The organism is Pseudomonas sp. NPDC087598, from assembly GCF_044743525.1.
GTDB lineage: Bacteria > Pseudomonadota > Gammaproteobacteria > Pseudomonadales > Pseudomonadaceae > Aquipseudomonas.
This window is the reverse complement of the sequence record NZ_JBIUWQ010000002.1, coordinates 235,781-236,560: the sequence shown is the minus strand read 5'-3', so window position 1 is coordinate 236,560 and position 780 is coordinate 235,781. Positions and strand designations below refer to the sequence as shown.

Sequence of the window (780 nt, the reverse complement as noted above, 5' to 3'; positions counted from 1 at the left end):
AGCCCAGCAATGGCCAGAGCCTAAATGGGTCGTACGCCCCGAGAGCACCGTGGATCAATATTTCAGAAATATCGAGCCACGCCTACTTTTCAGATATTGGTGTCAGGCAGATCCAGATGAGGTCTTTTCGGATGCCCAGGCCGGAAATGAACTGCCATCACGATTTTAGGATGGGCAGGAGGCATTGCTTTAGATCAATGCGGTTCAGATTACTGCTGTGGGTCGATAGCTGCCTCCCGTGAACGACTGCTTTTGGCCGATAGCGGTCAGTCGGGCGTCATCAAAACCGCAAGCGTCATCTTGATGAACTCCTCATTTTTGTCGATTGCCCAGAGGGCGCCGCGGACGTTCTCGGCGACGTCGGCAGATCCGCGCTGCTCGACCCAGTTCGTCAGCTCCATGATGGCGGCTTCGAGAGCGAGTTGGTTCTCATTGATTTTATAAAGCAGGGAAGGGAGCAGATCGGAATTTGGCATGGGCGTTCCTCCGTGAGAGAGCCCAGCGTAGCACCGTGTTACATGAAGAGTGTTTTACGTTTGGCAGGACGCTAGAGAAGGGAGAAAAGCCAGAAAGTTTTGTAACGCGTATCAAAAAGTTTTGTAACGCTTCCGTAAGCTCAGCGGAAATCTCAACAGCCAGAAACGACAAAGCCCTGAATAATCAGGGCTTTGTCGTACATAAGATGGCGGAGGCGATGGGATTCGAACTCATGGACCTGTTACAGTCGACGGTTTTCAAGACCGTTGCCTTAAACCACTCGGCCACACCTCCGTTGCGTTG

Annotated in this window: 1 protein-coding gene and 1 tRNA gene; both read right to left on the bottom strand. The window is 52.2% G+C overall.

What is annotated here, in order from left to right:
* Window positions 1-266: 266 nt before the first annotated feature.
* Window positions 267-476 (bottom strand): hypothetical protein, encoded by a 210-nt coding sequence (locus ACIOWE_RS02445; protein WP_102357988.1) that lies wholly within the window; start codon window positions 474-476, stop codon window positions 267-269.
* A gap of 207 nt (window positions 477-683) precedes the next feature.
* Window positions 684-771 (bottom strand) — tRNA-Ser (locus ACIOWE_RS02440).
* Window positions 772-780 lie beyond the last annotated feature (9 nt).

What these genes read in the sequence shown, in the direction of transcription:
- ACIOWE_RS02445 (WP_102357988.1), bottom strand. Translation starts at nt 476, where the DNA reads ATGCCAAATTCCGATCTGCTCCCTTCCCTGCTTTATAAAATCAATGAG.